The sequence below is a fragment of the Curtobacterium sp. MCJR17_020 genome (genome assembly GCF_003234365.2).
Lineage (GTDB): Bacteria > Actinomycetota > Actinomycetes > Actinomycetales > Microbacteriaceae > Curtobacterium.
On the sequence record NZ_CP126260.1, the window covers coordinates 3,245,069 to 3,261,205 of the forward strand.

Genomic DNA, 16,137 nt, shown 5'->3' on the forward strand with positions numbered 1-16,137 from the left:
CCAACGTAGAATCCCGTGTGATCTCCGAGCAGCCCGAACCCAGCGGCATCCTCCCCGAGGACCTCGACGCCACGCTCCGGGTGCTCGGGCAGATGAGCGAGATCGACGAGACGCACCCCGACTTCGTGCGGGTGCGTCAGGCCACGGCGAAGATGTTCAAGGCCGTCAAGCGGGCGCACCGACTCGAGAAGCGCGCGGTCATCGCCGAGGCCGACCGCCGCGTGATCGCCGCCACCGCGACCGGAGCCGCCGACCGGATCGACGACGAGACCCGCGGGGTCCCGATCAGCACCTCGACGACGGCGTCCACCGCCGGCACCCTGCTGAAGTCCCGCCCCTGCTACATGTGCAAGCAGCAGTACACGGTCGTGGACGCGTTCTACCACCAGCTGTGCCCCTCGTGCGCGGCGATGAGCCACGCGAAGCGTGATGCCCGGACGGACCTGACCGGCAAGCGGGCGCTGCTGACCGGCGGCCGCGCGAAGATCGGCATGTACATCGCGCTCCGCCTGCTGCGCGACGGCGCCCACACGACCATCACGACGCGGTTCCCCCGCGACGCCGTGCGCCGGTTCACGAGCCTGCCGGACTCGGCCGACTGGATCTCGCGCCTCAAGGTCGTCGGCATCGACCTGCGCGACCCGGCTCAGGTCATCGGTCTCGCCGAGGACGTCGCCGCTGCCGGCCCGCTCGACATCCTGATCAACAACGCGACGCAGACGGTCCGCCGGTCGCCCGGCGCGTACCAGCCCCTCGTCGACGCTGAACTCGCGCCGCTGCCGGACGGCCCGCTGCCCGAGCTCGTGACCTTCGGGCACACGAACGACCAGCACCCGCAGGCGCTCGCCCGCTCGGTGACGGCGCACCCGATCCTCGCGGCCGCTGCAGCCCGCGCCGACGAGCTCACCGAGCAGGCGATGGCTCCGGGGTCGAGCTCGCTCGAGCGCCTGGCCATGGGCACCGCGATCGACGCCGGTGGTCTCGTGCCCGACCTGCACGACGTGAACTCGTGGACGCAGGCCGTCGACGAGGTCGACCCGCTCGAGATGCTCGAGGTCCAGCTCGCGAACACCACGGCTCCGTTCATCCTGATCTCGAAGCTCCGCCCCGCGATGGCCGCGAGTGAGGCGCACCGTACCTACGTGGTGAACGTCAGCGCGATGGAAGGGGTGTTCGGCCGGGCCTACAAGGGACCGGGACACCCGCACACGAACATGGCGAAGGCCGCCGTGAACATGCTCACCCGCACGAGTGCGCAGGAGATGTTCGAGACCGATCGCATCCTGATGACGAGCGTCGACACCGGGTGGATCACCGACGAACGACCGCACCCGACGAAGGTCCGGCTGGCGGAGGAGGGCTTCCACGCGCCGCTCGACCTCGTCGACGGGGCTGCACGCGTGTACGACCCGATCGTGCGGGGCGAGGCGGGCGAGGACGTGTTCGGCGTGTTCCTGAAGGACTACAAGCCGAGTTCCTGGTGAGCTCCGTACGGCAGTGACGCTGCGCAGCCCAAAGGAATGACGTGGTACGAGAAGACCGTGATCGATCAGATGCAGGGACAACCGTGACGACGAAGCGCTCCCCGCTCAACAGGTCGATCGCGACCGCGGTGGTCCTTGGATGCTCCACCCTCCTCCTGTCCGGCTGCAGCAACGATCCAGGAGAACCCACAGTGCAACCGTCAGAAGCGAAGCAGTCCGTTGTCGACTTCGTGGAACAGTCCTCGTCAGCAGCCGGCGGGAGCTGGGAGCACTTGAGCGGTCCGGGAGTTCGGGAGTGCGAGCAGCCGAGTGGTGCGACGGGGACGACGTTCGTGTACGTCATGAAACGAGCGGACACCACGGGCGCCGACGCGAAGACCGACGTCCAATCGGTGAGCAAGCACTGGCAGGGCCTCGGCATCCAGGTCGAGGAGTACCAGAGCGGAGGCGCGAATCCAGTACCCGGCGTCCGTGGTCGAGGTGGTCCAGTGACCTCGGCAAGCTTCAACGCCTACCCCGGCAATTACCAGATCTCCGCTACCTCCGCATGCTCCGACGGAGTGCCCGACAAGCTCCGGTCGGAAAACTGATCGACGCCCGGAAGCCGCTGCCCAGACGAAGGGGCGCCGGATCGGCACGAGTCGCAGCCGCCGGGAGGGCACGGACATCGCGGTCTTCGACGGGTTCCGCCAGGCACTCGCCGCCAACCGCGCCGAGTTCTTCCAGACCGTCGCCTCCGGCCCGTTCTACGGCTTCAACCGTGACGGCGTGACGCCGTCCGAGCCGGTCATCGCCAACTGGTGGCGTCAGGGCATGACGGGCAGTGCCGTCGCGCACTACGAGGGCATCAAGGCGTTCTCGGAGACGGACCAGACCGAGGACCTGCGCGCGATCACCGTGCCCGTCGTCGTCCTGCAGGGCGACGACGACCAGGTCGTGCCCTACGCGGACGCCTCGCTGAAGCAGGCCGAATTGCTCAGCGACTCGACCTTGAAGGTCTACGAGGGCTACCCGCACGGCATGCTGACGACGCACGCGGACGTCATCAACCCCGACATCCTCGCGTTCATCCGCGGCTGACGTCGCTGACGCTGCGTTCGCAGCGACCCGGACTGGAGGCGCGGTGCGGGTGAGTCGATCGACTCACCTGCACCGCGCCTCCAGTCCGTTGCCCACCGTGCGTCAGCGGCCCGGCCGGCGGTTCAGAACAGGTGGCCGCCGGACGCGACGTCCGTGACGAACTCAGCGACGACGAAGGCCGCCAGGAGGCCGGCGAGCGTGCCCAGAGCGGCGAAAGACCCCGGTTGCCACCGTCGCCGACGGGCGACCACCCAGCACGTCCCGACGACGGCGATGACACCCGAGACGAGCGGATACGCGATGAGGACGACCGAACTCGCGTCGTAGTTGCAGTTCCTCGCGGTGTCCGTGCACCCGACGAAGGCCATCTGGCTGAGCACGACCCAGAACCAGGCGAGGGGCGCGGCGACGTAGGTGACGGCCAGCGTGACAGCGGTCACGACGAGGTCGATCGCGCCGGGCTTCGTCGGGACGCGCGGTGTCCGAGGCTGCGCTCGTGCCGGGCGGAGGTACGCGTCCTCATCGGGGCCGAGCCACTGGTTGCGCTGCTCCCCCATGCGCTCACGGTAGCGGATCGTCGCACCACTCCGGGGATGCCTAGGTCCAGGGGCCGTCCGCGGTGCCGAGGTGCTCGTGCCCCAGGGGCGTGATCGGCACGACGCCGAGACTGGTGAGGCCGACCTGCAGGAGGGCGGCGCGGGACGTCCCGACGCGGCCGATCGCGCCCATCCCCTCGATGACCGCGCAGAAGTAGGTGCCGAGCGCATCGGCGTCAGCGGTGGCCTCGATCTCGCCGGCCTCCTGCGCGTCGACGATGCACGCGGTGTAGTCGGCACGGATCGCGTCGAAGGCCTCGGTGACGGTCGCCGCGACCTCCGGGTCGCGGGCGGAGAGCTCGACCGCCGCGCGGAGCAGCAACGACGGCGCCCCCTGGGCCTCACCGTGCTCGACCGCCGAGGACACGAGCTGCGTCCGGATGCGGGCGATCGGGTGCTCGGCCCCCTGCAGGACGGTCTTCACCGCGTCGACGGCCTCCGCGGTGTCGCTGAGGAACGCCCGCATGAAGAGTTCCTTCTTGCCACCGAACGCGTTGTACAGGCTCTGGCGCCCGAGTCCGGTCGCCTCGAGCAGGTCGTCGAGCGACGTCCCCTCGAACCCGCTCTCGGCGAAGGTGCGTCGGGCGCGTTCGATCACGTCGGCCTCGTCGAACTTGCGTGGTCGCGGCATCGGAACTCCTGCACGTCGGTTGTTGACTGATCCGTCCATTATGACGTACGGTTCTGGATCATTCAGTCAATAACAAGGAGGACACCATGACCGGAGCACTGCAGGGCAGGACCGCGCTCGTCTCAGGAGGGACGTCGGGGATCGGCCTGGCCGTCGTCCACCGCTTCGTCGACGAAGGAGCGCACGTCTTCGTCACCGGACGTCGCCAGGAAGCACTCGACACCATCCGCGAGGAGCTCGGCGACGCCGTCACGACGATCCGCGCGGACGCCACCGAGCCGGACGGCATCGCGACCGTCTTCCGTGCCGTCGCCGAGCGAGGGTCCGGCCTCGACGCCGTGCACGTCAACGCCGGGATCGGCGAGTTCAAGCCCCTCGCCGACGTCACGGCCGAGGACTTCGAGGCGACCTTCGGCACGAACGTCCGCGGGACGACCCTCACCGTGCAGGGCGCGCTGCCGTTCCTGCGCGAGGGATCCGCGATCGTCGTCACCGGGTCGACCGCAGCCTCCGGCACCGAACCGTCGTTCGGGATCTACGGCGCGTCGAAAGCCGCGATCGCTGCCCTCACCCGCGCGTGGGCCGCAGAGCTCGCACCACGGCGCATCCGGATCAACACGGTCGTGCCCGGGCCCACCGAGACGCCTGGGCTGAAGGGTCTCGCTCCGGGCAACGGCGACGAGCTGCTGGAACAGATGGCCAGCGGGATGCCCCTCGGTCGTCTCCTCCGACCCGACGAGGTCGCCGCCGCGGTCCTCTTCCTCGTGTCCGACCAGAGCTCCGGGATGACCGGAAGCGAGCTCCTGGTCGACGGCGGCAGCACCATCGCCTGAACCGGGACACGGGGCGGACAGGAGGCACGGTGCAAGATGACGCCGCGCCTCCCGTCCGTCGGTCCGTCAGTCGCCCTCGTGCGCAGCCAGGGTGGCGAGCACGAGCTTCGCGATCCGACGCTGCCCCTCGTCGTTCGGGTGGATGCCGTCCGTCGAGTAGATCCCCGAGCCCGATGTGTCGGCCTCGGGGAACGTGTCGGCCATGCTGACGTACGCGGCGCCGCCCTTCGCTGCGGCACGCTCGATCTCGGCGAGGTAGCTCGACCACGGCTCCGCCATGCCGTCCGTCATGCTCGAGGCCGGCGTGAACTCGCCGATCACGAGCAGCGAGGGCTTCGTGGGGAGCGCCGCGAGCGTCTCGAGGAACGCCACGTACCGGGCGCCGAGCTCGTCGGGTGTGAGGTTCGCCGCGTCGTTGCCACCCAGCGTGATGGTGATGAGGTCCGGAGCAGCACGACGCATCGCCGTCAGGAAGCCCTCTTGGTTCTTCGTGAACGTCGCGATCGTCGATCCCGAGTGCGCGGAGTCGTAGCGAAGGATCCCCTTGTCCCGGTCACCGTCGTAGATCGTGAACCCCAGCAAGGAGAACGGCGCGACGGCGGTGACGGTCACCGTGTGCTCCCCGCTCGACAATCCGTCCACCTTCGTGATCGTCCCGGTGCTGGCGGTCCCTGTCGTGGACACGGTCGTCGGTGCGGCTCCGTCGACGCTGTAGGTGAAGTCGCCGGACCCGGGGTAGCGCGCCCACCAGATGTCGATCCCGGTGCCCGTGAAGCCGTAGCTCCGCGAGGCGCCCGCCTGCATGCCGACCGATCGGTAGCCGAGGTCGGGGGTGGTGACGTCGAACTGGCTTTCCCCCGTGCGCGCCGTCGCCCAGTCACCCCAGGTCGAGTCCGGTGCGTACACGGCGAACTGCGCGGGGAGGTACCCGGCCCCTCCGGTGACCCCGTCCGTCGGGTGCTCCGTGCGCAGCTGGTCGAGCGTGAGGTCCATCCACCGGGTGGAGCGTGACGAGGCGCCCTGCCCCTCGGTGATCGAGTCCCCCAGGGCGACCCAGTTCGCGGGCGCCTCGGTCCGGTCGGCCACGGCGGCGTTCCAGGTCGCGAGCGGCTCGGCGACCTCCGGGGGCTTCGCCGCGGTGCACCCGGTCGCGACGATCGACACGAGTGCGACGACCAGACCGGCGACGAGCCGGGGCGATCCTCGACGCCGACCGCGATCGGTGGTGCGCTCGTGGCCGTTCACGTTGTCTCCCTCGGGTGGGATGTGTTCCGCGACCGGGCGCCGGGTCGGGCAATGCTAACCGCGCAACCCTGGTGAACTACCGTCGTCTCTGTGCCCTCCTCCACCGGGACTCCGGACCCGACTGCCGGTCCAGCGACCGCGCCGCACTCCGTCAGACGGACCATCGCGGTCGGTCTGGCGATCGCCGTGTCGGCAGCAGCCCTGGTCGGCATCGATGCGGTCGCCGGATCAGCGGACACCGCAGCGTCGCCGGTGACGGTCACCAAGGTCACCAAGGTCACCGCGGCGTCCACCGTCACCTCGACCGGCAGCGCCGTGCGGGCCACCCTGAAGGTCACGAACACCACCTCGGTGCGGAAGCCGGCTTCCTCCGCTTGGCTCTCCCTGTCCACCGGCACGAAGAAGTACTCGCTCGGCCGGGTCGCGGTGCAGGCACTCGCCCCGGGCTCGAGCACGACGGTCAGCGCAGTCCGCACGACACCTTTCCGCGCCGCGGCCGGGAAGTACTCGGTGCTCGCCTGCGTGGGTGCGTACTCCGGGCAGCACTGCCGCACGTCTGCTTCGACCGTCACCACCAAGCCGACGCCCCGCCCACGTCCCGAGACCGGCGTGATGCTCGACCTCGCTCGCGCCTACTACCCCGTGGCACTGATCAAGCGGTACATCGACCTGCTCGACGACAACGGCGGGCGTTTCCTGCACCTGCACCTCACCGATGACCAGAACGTCGGGATCGAGAGCAAGGTCCTCGGTCAGACCCTCGCGAACGCCGATCTCGACCACGACGTCTACACGAGCCGCGTGACCGGTCGTCCGTTCCTCAGCGCCGCACAGGCACGCACGATCGCCGACCACGCGGCGAAGCGGGGCGTGGCGATCGTGCCCGAGGTCGACACTCCCGGCCACATGGCTGCCGCCTTCGCCCTGCTCGAGGCGGAACACGGCACGAAGTGGGTCGATCGCATCCGTTCGGGCGAGAGCGAGCTCGACCCGTCGGCGCCCGGCAGTCTCGCGCTGGCGACGAAGCTCTACGCCGAGGTGCAGCGGACGTTCCCGTCCAGCCGCGCCGTGCACATCGGTGGGGACGAATGGGGCGGCAACGTCACCGCCGACGGGCGCGTCGGGTGGATGAACGCGATGGCAGCCGCCCTCGGCACCCGCGAGGTGTGGGCCTGGAACGACGGGATCGATCGCGCCGCGGTCGGGCGACTCGACCCGCGCATCCACGTCACGTACTGGAGCTTCGACGGCGACACCGAGGACGCAGCGGAGCGTCGCGAACGCCGAGCGCGACGGGCCAGTGCGGTCGACCTGCAGCAGGCCGGGATCGACCTGCTCAACTACAACTCGTACTACCTCTACGAGGTGCCGACCGACCTCGACCCCGCCGACAGCGACTACACCGTCGCCGACCTCCGCGAGCACTGGTCACTCCGGACGTGGGACGGCGACTCCGGAGCACGTCTCGCTGCTCCGATGTCGGGCGCGGCCGTCGCGATCTGGGGCGAGGACCTCGACAGTCCACCCGCTGACGCGCTCCTGCGGTGGAGCGCGCCGCACGTGAAGGCGATGATCGAGACCGCAGCCTCCTGACGGACGCATGTCGCGCCTCCAGGCCGACCGCCGGAACCGCCGAAAGCGCCGGAATCGCCGCCCGCCTATCCGAGCGGCTCGACGCCGTAGCTCGTGACCACCGCGCGCAACTCGTCCAGGTAGGTCTGCGCCTGCACGGTGAGCGGAACGGATGCGTGCGCGATCCAGCCGATCTCGATGCGTTCGTCGACGTCGAGGGGGATGGCGACGATCTCGGGGTCGAGGTCATCGCTGATGAGCCCGGTGGAGATCGTGTAGCCACCCAGGCCGATCATGAGGTTGAAGATCGTCGCCCGGTCCGAAACCCGGATCTCCCGCTTGCTCGACATCGTCGACAGGATCTCCTCCGCCAGGTAGAAGGAGTTGTTCGCGCCTTGGTCGAAGGTCAGCCGCGGCAGGTCGGCCAGGTCCTCGAGGGTTGCCCGCTCCCGTGACGCGATCGGGTTCCGACGGGCCACGAAGATGTGCGGCTGCGCGACGAACAGCGGCGTGAAGACGACCCCGGCGTCCCGCAGCAGCTTGCCGAGCACCTGCTTGTTGAAGTCGTTGCGGTAGAGGATGCCCACCTCGCTGCGCAGCGTGCGGACGTCCTCGATGATGTCCCAGGTGCGTGTCTCGCGGAGCGAGAACTCGTACTCGTCCGCAGCGGCTGCTTCGACCATGCGGACGAAGGCCTCCACCGCGAACGAGTAGTGCTGGGCGGACACCCCGAGCAGCCGACGCGACCGCTGGCCGCCGACGTACCGCTGCTCGAGCAGGGAGACCTGCTCGACGACCTGCCGGGCGTACCCGAGGAACTCGACGCCGTCGACGGTGAGCACGACGCCCCGGGCCGAGCGGGTGAAGAGCGGGCGCCCGATCCGCGTCTCGAGGTCCTTCATCGCGGCGGACATCGTCGGCTGTGACACGTAGAGCAGGTCGGCCGCTGCGCTGATCGAGCCCTCCGTCGCGACCTCGATGAAGTACCGGAGCTGCTGCAGGGTGATGTCGTTCGAGATACGTGCCATAGGCGCAGGCTATACCAGTGCATAGTGTCTCGGTATTACCTGATGGCTCGTGGTTCCCGCCATCATCGAAGTACCCCTTCCCCAGTGCCCTCGGGCGCTCGACGAACAGATTGCCGACCATGGCGAACGACATCACCTTCAGCATCACCCGGACCCGGTTCGACGAGGACTACTCCCCCGCGGACAGCTCCCGGCTGACCACGAACTTCGCCAACCTGGCGCGCGGCGAGCGCCGGCAGGAGAACCTCCGTGCTGCGCTGGCGATGATCGACGGGCGCGCGAACGACCTCTCGGTTGCCGGGGACCGCTACCGCCTGGAGCTCGACATCGTCTCGGCCGCGCTGGCGTTCTCCGACGGTGGGTCGGACGCCGAGTTCCCACTGCTCGAGATGCTCGACGTCACGATCGTCGACCAGCAGACCGGCGAGCACCACCACGGCATCCTCGGCAACAACTTCTCGTCGTACCTGCGCGACTACGACTTCTCGGTGCTGCTGCCGTCGTCAGAGGGCCTGCCGTCCGACTTCGGTGTGCTCCACGGGGCGCTCTTCCAGCGGTTCCTTTCGTCGCCGGCATTCCGCGACGGGTTCGGTGGCGAGCCCGTCGTCTGCATCAGCGTCTCGACGAGCCAGACCTACCGCCAGACCGGGTACGTCCACCCCGTCCTCGGCGCCGAGTACGAGCACGAGCACTCATCGCTCACCGACGACTACTTCGGTCGGATGGGCATGCGGGTCCGGTACTTCCAGCCCGCCGGAGCGTCGGCCCCGCTCGCGTTCTACACGCGCGGCGACCTGACCGGGGACTACACGGACCTCCAGCTCATCGGCACGATCGCCACCATGGAGACCTTCCAGAAGATCTACCGCCCGGAGATCTACGCCGCGAACACCCCGGCCGGCAGCACCTACCGCCCCACCCTCGACCACACCGACTTCACGCCCACCCCGGTCACCTACGACCGCGAGGAGCGCAGCCGCCTCGGGATCACGCAGGGCCGGTGGACCGAGGAGCACCTCGTGACGCCGCACCGCGCGCTCCTCTCGCGCTTCGCTGCCGGCGCCGCCGTTCCTTCTCTTTGATCGTTAGGACTCGCAACCGCATGAGCACCCTCCTGCCCACCTCGATCGTCGGCAGCCTGCCGAAACCGTCCTGGCTCGCCGAGCCCGAGCGACTCTGGTCCCCCTGGCTGCTCGAAGGAGACGCCCTGACCGAGGGCAAGCATGACGCCCTCCGCTCCGCCGTCCACGAGCAGGAGCGCCGTGGCATCGACATCGTCAGCGACGGCGAGCAGACCCGCCGGCACTTCGTCACGACGTTCATCGAGCACCTGGACGGCGTCGACCTCGAGCGCAAGGAGACCGTCCGGATCCGTGACCGGTACGACGCGGCCGTCCCGACCGTGGTCGGTGCCGTGAGCCGCCGGGCGCCCGTGTTCGTGGACGACGCTCGCTTCCTGCGCACCCAGACCGACCGGCCGATCAAGTGGGCGCTTCCCGGCCCGATGACGATGATCGACACGCTCTCCGACCAGCACTACAAGAGCCGCGAGAAGCTGGCGTGGGAGTTCGCCACGATCCTCAACCAGGAAGCTCGCGAGCTCGAAGCCGCCGGCGTCGACATCATCCAGTTCGACGAGCCCGCCTTCACTGTCTTCCACGATGAGGTGCAGGACTGGGGTGTGGCCGCGCTCGAACGCGCGACCGAGGGCCTGCGCGCCGAGACCGCCGTGCACATCTGTTACGGGTACGGCATCGAGGCGAACAACAAGTGGAAGGAGACGCTCGGGGCGGAGTGGCGGCAGTACGAGCAGTCGTTCCCGCTCCTGCAGCAGTCGTCGATCGACATCGTCTCGCTGGAGTGCATCCACTCGCACGTGCCGCTTGAGCTCGTCGAGCTCATCCGGGGAAAGAAGGTCATGCTCGGGGCGATCGACGTCGCGACCGAGGTCGTCGAGACCCCGGAAGAGGTCGCGGAGGTGCTGCGTCGGGCGCTCGAGTTCGTCGACGCGGACAAGCTCATCCCGAGCTCGAACTGCGGGATGGCTCCGCTTGCGCGTGGGGCAGCGCTCGACAAGCTCGGTGCACTGTCCGCTGGTGCGGACACCGTGCGGGCCGAGCTCGTCGGCTCGGCCGTTCCGTCGGCGCGCTGACCACTGCGAGACACCGCGGCGGCTTTCTTCCGGAAGGAGGAGGGCCGCCGTTCGTGTTGCGCCCGCCGCGTGTGCGGCTCTCGACCCGGCCGGGAGGCGCGGCTTCCGTCCGGCTGACAGGTCGGATTGGTACTGGCGTCCCGACCAGAACCCGAACGGCGCTAGCGGATCCTGCAAACGTCGCACTCTCAACCACTTAATATGTTGCGCATCAAACTTCATAACATGTACGTTGATACCCGAGCACGGAGGGGCCGCGCGAGAAGGGGGCTTCGATGTCGAAGTTCATGATTACGGCTGCGGCCGTGATGGTCACCGTTTCGGCGGCAACCACGGTGCCGGCGCTGCCGGCCCACGCAACGTCACCGACAACGCAGCATCAAGTCGCTGCCGAGCGGGCTGCGCTTTCTGACCGCAACGTGATCGAGCTGTTCACGGGTCAGGGGCGGATCATCGCCGAGCACCCGGAGCTTGCAAAGTACGTACCAAGCGGGGAGCAGAAGCTGACAGCTGCGCAGATCTCCGACGTGACGGCGGAGTACCAGAACGCCTACCCGCAGTTTCACGACAACATCACCGTCCCGCTGCAGAGCGGCGACCCGTACCGAGTGCTCGATGCGCTGCACGCGTTCGAAACCGCAACCGAACGCCTCGCAACCTCGGAATCCGCCACCATCACCGGGGACGGCAAGTGCGCCCTCCTGGTCGCCGTCGCTGTCGCTGCAATGCTGTGGTTGGGCGTCCTTGTCTGGGTTGCGGGCCGATCCGGCTCCACCCTGACCGAGGAACAGTTCGCGGCCGAGCTGGCGGCTGCTTTGCCGTTGAGCAACTGACGAGAACCTCGAGAGGAAATACCTTCGATGTCGAAGATCATGATCGCGGCTGCGGCCGTGATGGTCACCGTTTCCGCTGCAATCACGGTGCCGGCTGCGCCGGTCCAGGCAGCAACACCGACGACGCAACACCTCACCGCCGAACGGGCTCCGCTCTCTGACCGGAACGTCATCGAGCTGTTCACCGGGCAGGGGCGGATCATCGCCGAGCACCCGGAGCTTGCAAAGTACGTACCAAGCGGGGAGCAGAAGCTGACAGCTGCGCAGATCTCCGACGTGACGGCGGAGTACCAGAACGCCTACCCGCAGTTTCACGACAACATCACCGTCCCGCTGCAGAGCGGCGACCCGTACCGAGCGCTCGATGCGCTGCACGCGTTCGAAACCGCAACCGAACGCCTCGCAACCTCGGAGCCCGCCACGATCACCGGTGATGGCAAGTGCCTGGTGGTCGTCGCAGTCGGTGTCCTGGTCTGGGCGGCTGTTTCCGTCTCGGTGAAGTTCTGGGGGCCGAAGTCAGCAGACCATGACTCCGGCGCACTCTTTGCTGCGGAGCTGACTCGCGCCCTGGGCTGATGGGTCCGAAACGAGCGCCCTGGCCATTTGTGACGACGGTCGTACTGCTGATGAGCTGGACGGCACTGAGCATTGTGGAGTCGTTGTCTCCGCACGCTTTGTCGAGTCGTGATCCTGCCGCAGTGAAGGTGCGAGATGCGGTGCTGACAATCGCGCCACAGCGCTGGGAGTTCTTCACCGCGTCTTCCAAGGGCAGGCAATACGTTGCCTACCGCACGCGGACAGGCGAATCGGCGCTTTCGCTGCCGCAAGGAAGAGCAACGAACATGTTCGGCGTCTCGCGCGCGCAGCGTGCGCAGGGTCCTGAGCTGGCAGCGCTGCATCAGCAGGTGGCGAACTGGAATAAGTGCGTGGACAAGTCTGCGTCTCATAAGTGCATCCGACAGGCAGCCGAAGAGCGACCGCAGACTCTGAGGAATGGGGCGAAGCGGAAGACTCTCTGCGGAGATCTCCTCCTCGCTCAGGAAAAGGCGACTCCGTTCGAGTTCCGTAGCTTCGATCTCCCGAATTTCCGGGTGCTGCAGGCTGCACGTGTGGAGGTGTCGTGCAACTGATCTTCGCTGAGGTGAGCGGGCCCCGGCTGCGGCGCACCCTCCGCAGCTTTGACCTTCAGACGCTCCGCTTCAGCGGCTTTCGGGGAACGCTCGTCCTGGCTCAACTCACGATCCTCGTGGCAACGCCGTACGACGCGTTGATGCAGACTCTGGTGGGAAGCGAAGCCGGTCCGGTCTGTGGTGGACTGAGAAACGCGTCGACGTACTGCCTCGGACGTTCCATGCCCGATGGACTCGTCACATCCGCCATGGTCATGATCCTCATCGGGGTTGCGATCGGGATTGCGCCGACCGTCACGGCGATCCTGCACGCGTGGGTTGCGTTTTCGATCGCAGGGTCGATCTCGCTCCCCGACGGTGGCGACCAAGCGGCCGCGGTGTGCACCCTGCTCCTCGTCGCCGTCAGTTTTGCCGACCAACGTCGCTGGCTGCTCGGTCCACCGCAGACCGTCGGGAGCTGGCGCCGACAAGTAGCGCTCGCAGGTCTCATGGTCATGCGGGTCCAGGTCGCTGCGATCTACTTCAACGCCGCGATCGCCAAGCTGTTCGCGCCAGAATGGGCCGACGGCACTGCCGAGTACTACGTTCTTCGGGACCCGTTCTTCGGGGCGAGTGGACCGCTTGCTCCTGTGCTGCAAGCTGCAACCACACTCCCCGCGGTGACGGTGGGCGCGACCTGGGGTGCGGTGATCGCCGAGATCGCGATCGGTGTCCTGATCCTGTGTGGCGCGCGGAGTCGGTCGATCGCCTTCGTCCTGTGCGTGGCGCTGCACGGGGCGATCATCATCACGATGGGGCTCTGGAGTTTCGGGCTGATCATGATTGCGATCGTCGGCATCGCCGCGATGCCGTACACGCCGCATGAGCAGACGCACCAGGTCTGGTCCCGCCTCGGCAGAAGGCACCACGCCACCATGAACAGCCCCAGCATGAATGGCGCTGGCGTCCGGTGAGCGCGCAGCACGTGCGTATCGCGTCTCTTGGCTCCCTAGCCGCGGCCGTCCCCGTCTTCATCGAGATCGCAGTCACGAGTGCGTGGTGGAACCGACTCCCTGATCGGATCGCTACGACCTTCGGTACGGACGGCAGCGCGAGCGGATACGGCACACCGTTGGGTACAGCAACGCTTCTCGCTGCCGTGCAAACCCCCTTTCTCATCGCGGCGGTCGGATCTGCCTTCGCTCGAGATCGGCGAAAAGGTCGGATCGCCTGCGCGGTGACTGCTGGATTCATCGCCACCGTGGCGATCAGCTGGCTGATCATCGCGGGAGTCGCGGCCTCGACCGTGGCACCAGCAGCGTGGTGGGCAATCCTGGCGGGCCCGGCGTGGGCAGTCGTTCCCTACTGGCTGCTACGACCCGACAAGGAGGCAGTATGAGGCAGATCACGGCACGAAAGGACGAGAGGGAGACCACAGCTGGGAGTTCGCGTGGCACACGATGGGGTGCGATCAGCGTGTTCGTGTCCCTGGCCTATGGTGCGGCGTGGGTGCTGCTCTGGCCAGCAATCCAGACAAGCGCGGATCTCTCGGACCCCGTCGGGAGCCCTGGCGCGTACATCGGGACCGTCGCGATGATGTTCACACCGGGTCTCGCAGCCCTGCTGGTCGCGGTCGCGCTCCAACGTCGCCGTGGGAAAGCGATCCTGGTTGAGCTTGGGCTGACGGGATTCTTCACGCGTCAAGCCTGGCGCTTCGCTCTCGCCGGCGTCACCGGAGCTGTTGTGCTGATCTCCGGCAGTTGGGGCCTCGGGATGCTGTTCGGGTGGGTGCAGCTCGACCCCGAACAATCTGTGGCGAAAGAACTCATCGTTCGAGTCACGGGCGAGCAACCGCCGATACCGATGGCGCTCCTGGCGCTGCTTCAGCTGGTGAATCTCCCGATCGGGATTGCCATCACCGCGATCGCTGCGACCGGCGAAGAAGTCGGTTGGCGCGGCTGGCTCCTCCCGAAACTACTGCCGCTCGGTCCCGGATGGGCGCTGAGCGTGAGCGGCGCTATCTGGGGCCTTTGGCACGCCCCCGCGATCCTGCTCGGCCTGAACTTCGAGCAACGCAATCCGCTCGGGATCATCATGATGATGATCGGCTGCGTCGGTGCGGGGGTGTTAATTGGTTGGCTACGGCTTGCGAGCGGATCGCTTCTGCCCTGCGTGCTCGCACATGCGGCACTCAACAGCTTCGCCACGTACCAGTCCGTGCTCTTCCCCCCATTCGACCAACGCCTTGTCGGGCCGCTCGCCATCACCGGGTGGATCGTCATGACGCTCCTGATCACGTCATGCATGTTGCGGGCAACTCGACGTCGGCAGCGACATGACTCAGAACAGGGCGGCCGTGAGATCCGCGACACCGCGGTGTCCCCGTAGCCGATCGGATGTCCGAGGAACTCACCGGGCGACCTCGGCCCCGGACCACAACGATCGGGTCCACACCGCCGATCCGGAGGACGGCGTCTGCGCCGGGTCAAACTAGGGGGCGTTGACTACGCTCATGATCGCCAAGGGCATCATCCACCAGGTCGAGAATGCGACTGTCCGGGATCGCAACGGTGTGTCGGTCGGCAAGGTCGTGCAGGTGTTCCCCTCCGACGAGGACGGCAGTGCTGCCTACGTCTGTGTCGCAGCGGGACTGCTCGGGCGTCACCAGGCGCTCGTCCCGGTCGACGACGCCACGTTCGACGGCACGGACGTGCACGTCGGGTACACGAAGGACGCGATCAAGGGCGCGCCGTCCCTCGGAACCGGACGCACCTTGTCCCTTGCCGAGGCAAACGCCGTCCGCAATCACTTCGGGCTGTTTCCCGCCGGCGCGGCGACCGGTGACATGCGTGACCCACACGAGAACCTCGATCAGGCTGGGACCGGTCTTGCGGGCGCGGACGACACCGAGGACGCAGGGACGACGCGGCCGAACTGAGCCCGCCTTCACTGTCTTCCACGATGAGGTGCAGGACTGGGGTGTGGCCGCGCTCGAACGCGCGACCGAGGGCCTGCGCGCCGAGACCGCCGTGCACATCTGTTACGGCTACGGCATCGAGGCCAACAACAAGTGGAAGGAAACGCTCGGAGCCGAGTGGCGTCAGTACGAGCAGTCGTTCCCGCTGCTGCAGCAGTCGTCCATCGACATCGTCTCGCTCGAGTGCATCCACTCGCACGTGCCGCTCGAGCTCGTCGAGCTCATCCGGGGGAAGAAGGTCATGCTCGGGGCGATCGACGTCGCGACCGAGACCGTGGAGACCCCGGACGAGGTCGCGGAGGTGCTGCGTCGGGCGCTCGAGTTCGTCGACGCGGACAAGCTCATCCCGAGCTCGAACTGCGGGATGGCACCGCTGGCGCGGAACGCCGCGCTCGACAAGCTCAGTGCGCTGTCCGCTGGTGCGGACATCGTGCGGGCAGAGCTCGTCGGCGCGGCGGTCCAGGCTGCGCGCTAGCGTCCCGGTCCGACCGGACGGCTCGCCTCGGCAACGGGGCGGGCCGTCTTCCATGTCTCGCCCGGCAGGGGCTCGCGTCTCGGGACGGTCTGGAGGCGCGGCTCGGTTCCGGTGGTCAGGTC

At 67.8% G+C, this 16,137-nt stretch carries 17 protein-coding genes and 2 pseudogenes; 15 read left to right on the forward strand and 4 right to left on the reverse strand.

Annotated elements, in window-relative coordinates; all coding sequences use genetic code 11:
- Positions 1 to 17 precede the first annotated feature (17 nt).
- The 3 genes and pseudogenes from DEJ14_RS15450 to DEJ14_RS15460 all read left to right on the forward strand — a co-directional run.
- Entirely contained in the window at positions 18 to 1,484 is a 1,467-nt protein-coding gene (locus DEJ14_RS15450) for an SDR family NAD(P)-dependent oxidoreductase (RefSeq protein WP_111086674.1), read from the forward strand.
- An 83-nt stretch (positions 1,485 to 1,567) separates the two neighbouring features.
- A complete protein-coding gene (locus DEJ14_RS15455) occupies positions 1,568 to 2,074 on the forward strand; it encodes a hypothetical protein (protein ID WP_146249835.1) in 507 nt (168 codons plus the stop codon).
- A gap of 64 nt (positions 2,075 to 2,138) precedes the next feature.
- Positions 2,139 to 2,564 (forward strand): annotated as a pseudogene (locus DEJ14_RS15460) (alpha/beta fold hydrolase); the annotation flags it as partial.
- 122 nt (positions 2,565 to 2,686) lie between these two features.
- Here the strand turns inward: DEJ14_RS15460 and DEJ14_RS15465 are convergent.
- Together DEJ14_RS15465 and DEJ14_RS15470 are read right to left on the reverse strand one after the other, a co-directional pair.
- Entirely contained in the window at positions 2,687 to 3,121 is a 435-nt protein-coding gene (locus DEJ14_RS15465) for a hypothetical protein (protein WP_111086675.1), read from the reverse strand.
- Positions 3,122 to 3,161: 40 nt separating this feature from the next.
- Complete coding sequence (locus tag DEJ14_RS15470) at positions 3,162 to 3,791, reverse strand: TetR/AcrR family transcriptional regulator (RefSeq protein ID WP_181437649.1); 630 nt, start codon at positions 3,789 to 3,791, stop codon at positions 3,162 to 3,164.
- A gap of 86 nt (positions 3,792 to 3,877) precedes the next feature.
- On the opposite strand from DEJ14_RS15470, the gene DEJ14_RS15475 reads away from it, so the two are divergent.
- The gene (locus tag DEJ14_RS15475; RefSeq protein WP_111086677.1) at positions 3,878 to 4,624 is read left to right on the forward strand and encodes an SDR family NAD(P)-dependent oxidoreductase; all 747 of its coding nucleotides are present in this window, start codon (positions 3,878 to 3,880) and stop codon (positions 4,622 to 4,624) included.
- 66 nt (positions 4,625 to 4,690) lie between these two features.
- On the opposite strand, the gene DEJ14_RS15480 is transcribed toward DEJ14_RS15475, so the two are convergent.
- Complete coding sequence (locus tag DEJ14_RS15480; protein WP_111086678.1) at positions 4,691 to 5,869, reverse strand: SGNH/GDSL hydrolase family protein; 1,179 nt, start codon at positions 5,867 to 5,869, stop codon at positions 4,691 to 4,693.
- A gap of 90 nt (positions 5,870 to 5,959) precedes the next feature.
- Here DEJ14_RS15480 and DEJ14_RS15485 point away from each other — a divergent pair, with 90 nt between their 5' ends.
- Positions 5,960 to 7,462, forward strand: coding sequence for a family 20 glycosylhydrolase (locus DEJ14_RS15485; protein ID WP_111086679.1), 1,503 nt, complete (start codon positions 5,960 to 5,962; stop codon positions 7,460 to 7,462).
- A 65-nt stretch (positions 7,463 to 7,527) separates the two neighbouring features.
- Here the strand turns inward: DEJ14_RS15485 and DEJ14_RS15490 are convergent, their stop codons facing one another.
- Positions 7,528 to 8,469 (reverse strand): LysR family transcriptional regulator, encoded by a 942-nt coding sequence (locus DEJ14_RS15490; RefSeq protein WP_111086680.1) that lies wholly within the window; start codon positions 8,467 to 8,469, stop codon positions 7,528 to 7,530.
- Between the two features lie 119 nt (positions 8,470 to 8,588).
- Between DEJ14_RS15490 and DEJ14_RS15495 the strand changes: the two genes are divergently transcribed.
- The 10 genes and pseudogenes from DEJ14_RS15495 to DEJ14_RS15535 form a co-directional block, all read left to right on the forward strand.
- Positions 8,589 to 9,551 (forward strand): putative oxygenase MesX, encoded by a 963-nt coding sequence (locus tag DEJ14_RS15495; protein WP_111086681.1) that lies wholly within the window; start codon positions 8,589 to 8,591, stop codon positions 9,549 to 9,551.
- A gap of 20 nt (positions 9,552 to 9,571) precedes the next feature.
- Complete coding sequence (locus tag DEJ14_RS15500) at positions 9,572 to 10,621, forward strand: methionine synthase (RefSeq protein ID WP_111086682.1); 1,050 nt, start codon at positions 9,572 to 9,574, stop codon at positions 10,619 to 10,621.
- 275 nt (positions 10,622 to 10,896) lie between these two features.
- Positions 10,897 to 11,454 carry a sporulation delaying protein family toxin gene (locus DEJ14_RS15505; protein WP_284179587.1) on the forward strand — a complete coding sequence of 186 codons (558 nt, stop codon included), beginning with the start codon at positions 10,897 to 10,899 and terminating at the stop codon, positions 11,452 to 11,454.
- A gap of 27 nt (positions 11,455 to 11,481) precedes the next feature.
- On the forward strand, positions 11,482 to 12,030 hold the full coding sequence (locus DEJ14_RS15510; protein ID WP_111086684.1) for a sporulation delaying protein family toxin: 549 nt from the start codon (positions 11,482 to 11,484) through the stop codon (positions 12,028 to 12,030).
- 50 nt (positions 12,031 to 12,080) lie between these two features.
- Entirely contained in the window at positions 12,081 to 12,584 is a 504-nt protein-coding gene (locus DEJ14_RS15515) for an SdpA family antimicrobial peptide system protein (protein ID WP_220036464.1), read from the forward strand.
- Positions 12,575 to 13,537: a sporulation-delaying protein SdpB family protein gene (locus DEJ14_RS15520; RefSeq protein ID WP_111086686.1), complete on the forward strand. Its 963-nt coding sequence runs from the start codon at positions 12,575 to 12,577 to the stop codon at positions 13,535 to 13,537. Before DEJ14_RS15515 ends, DEJ14_RS15520 begins: the two co-directional genes overlap by 10 nt.
- Positions 13,538 to 13,548: 11 nt before the next feature.
- On the forward strand, positions 13,549 to 13,962 hold the full coding sequence (locus tag DEJ14_RS19525) for a DUF1648 domain-containing protein (RefSeq protein ID WP_502868834.1): 414 nt from the start codon (positions 13,549 to 13,551) through the stop codon (positions 13,960 to 13,962).
- Positions 13,959 to 14,951 carry a CPBP family intramembrane glutamic endopeptidase gene (locus tag DEJ14_RS15525; RefSeq protein WP_111086688.1) on the forward strand — a complete coding sequence of 331 codons (993 nt, stop codon included), beginning with the start codon at positions 13,959 to 13,961 and terminating at the stop codon, positions 14,949 to 14,951. The genes DEJ14_RS19525 and DEJ14_RS15525 overlap by 4 nt, the downstream gene beginning before the upstream one ends.
- 124 nt (positions 14,952 to 15,075) lie before the next feature.
- Positions 15,076 to 15,501 carry a hypothetical protein gene (locus DEJ14_RS15530; protein ID WP_111086689.1) on the forward strand — a complete coding sequence of 142 codons (426 nt, stop codon included), beginning with the start codon at positions 15,076 to 15,078 and terminating at the stop codon, positions 15,499 to 15,501.
- Positions 15,500 to 16,015 (forward strand): annotated as a pseudogene (locus DEJ14_RS15535) (uroporphyrinogen decarboxylase/cobalamine-independent methonine synthase family protein); the annotation flags it as partial. The gene DEJ14_RS15530 and the pseudogene DEJ14_RS15535, both read left to right, overlap by 2 nt.
- Positions 16,016 to 16,137 lie beyond the last annotated feature (122 nt).

Excerpts from the sequence above, each read along its gene's own strand:
- DEJ14_RS15465 (WP_111086675.1), bottom strand. The coding sequence starts at position 3,121 with ATGGGGGAGCAGCGCAACCAGTGGCTCGGCCCCGATGAGGACGCGTAC.
- DEJ14_RS15470 (WP_181437649.1), bottom strand. The coding sequence starts at position 3,791 with ATGCCGCGACCACGCAAGTTCGACGAGGCCGACGTGATCGAACGCGCC.
- DEJ14_RS15475 (WP_111086677.1), top strand. The coding sequence starts at position 3,878 with ATGACCGGAGCACTGCAGGGCAGGACCGCGCTCGTCTCAGGAGGGACG.
- DEJ14_RS15490 (WP_111086680.1), bottom strand. The coding sequence starts at position 8,469 with ATGGCACGTATCTCGAACGACATCACCCTGCAGCAGCTCCGGTACTTC.
- DEJ14_RS15495 (WP_111086681.1), top strand. The coding sequence starts at position 8,589 with ATGGCGAACGACATCACCTTCAGCATCACCCGGACCCGGTTCGACGAG.
- DEJ14_RS15500 (WP_111086682.1), top strand. The coding sequence starts at position 9,572 with ATGAGCACCCTCCTGCCCACCTCGATCGTCGGCAGCCTGCCGAAACCG.
- DEJ14_RS15505 (WP_284179587.1), top strand. The coding sequence starts at position 10,897 with ATGTCGAAGTTCATGATTACGGCTGCGGCCGTGATGGTCACCGTTTCG.
- DEJ14_RS15510 (WP_111086684.1), top strand. The coding sequence starts at position 11,482 with ATGTCGAAGATCATGATCGCGGCTGCGGCCGTGATGGTCACCGTTTCC.
- DEJ14_RS15515 (WP_220036464.1), top strand. The coding sequence starts at position 12,081 with ATGAGCTGGACGGCACTGAGCATTGTGGAGTCGTTGTCTCCGCACGCT.
- DEJ14_RS15525 (WP_111086688.1), top strand. The coding sequence starts at position 13,959 with ATGAGGCAGATCACGGCACGAAAGGACGAGAGGGAGACCACAGCTGGG.
- DEJ14_RS15530 (WP_111086689.1), top strand. The coding sequence starts at position 15,076 with ATGATCGCCAAGGGCATCATCCACCAGGTCGAGAATGCGACTGTCCGG.